Source organism: Halorubrum sp. GN11_10-6_MGM, from assembly GCF_005435165.1.
Lineage (GTDB): Archaea > Halobacteriota > Halobacteria > Halobacteriales > Haloferacaceae > Halorubrum.
In genome coordinates this window covers 1-700 of sequence record NZ_SGUC01000097.1, presented here as the reverse complement: position 1 = coordinate 700, position 700 = coordinate 1, and the positions used below count along the sequence as shown (strand labels likewise).

Annotated in this window: 1 protein-coding gene; it reads right to left on the bottom strand. The window is 70.4% G+C overall.

Going from position 1 to position 700, the window contains the following annotated elements:
• Positions 1 to 212: 212 nt before the first annotated feature.
• Entirely contained in the window at positions 213 to 581 is a 369-nt protein-coding gene (locus EXE46_RS16235) for a VOC family protein (protein WP_137689368.1), read from the bottom strand.
• Between the last annotated feature and the right edge of the window lie 119 nt (positions 582 to 700).

Genomic DNA, 700 nt, shown 5'->3' with positions numbered 1-700 from the left:
CGCCCTCGGAACGGAGGACGCGGGGCGGTTCGGCCGCCTCTTCGTTCTCGCGCTGATCACGGTGCTGGTCTGGGCGGTCGTCGAGGACCGTCCGCGTTCTTCGACGACGTCGACGTGGACGTGTGGCCCGGCGATGACGACGACGGGTGGTGACCGCCGAAGTACGCGCGTCGTCCGGTCCGGACGCACCGCCGCCTTCGGTGCCCGACCGCTCACAGAGGCTCGATCAGCTCGACGACGTGGCCGTCCGGGTCCTTCACGAAGGCGGTCCGGGCCCCCGCTTCCGGCTGGTCGCCCGGCTCCTTCACGACGCCGTGGTGGTCGATCGTCTCGAACGCGGCGTCCACGTCGTCGACGCCGACGGCGACGTGGTCGTAGCGGTCGCCGTCCGCGCTCGGCGCCGCGCCGTCCGTGTCAGACAACTGGAACTCGACGCCGCCGTCGCTGGCGACGTACACGTTGCGCGTGTCGCCGTCGGCGGTCGTGAACTCCCAAGCGCGTTCGAACCCGAGCTGCTCGACGTACCAGTCCGCGGCGCGGTCGGCGTCCGCCACGTTGAGACACGTGTGGAGAATCTCCATGCGTCGTGCTGTCGCGGCGACGGCATAAATCCCGACGGCAAGCCGGAGGACGCCTCGGGTAGACACAGCGAAGGGACGCCTCGGACGGACGCAGCGAGGCAACACGCGACGAGAGCGAC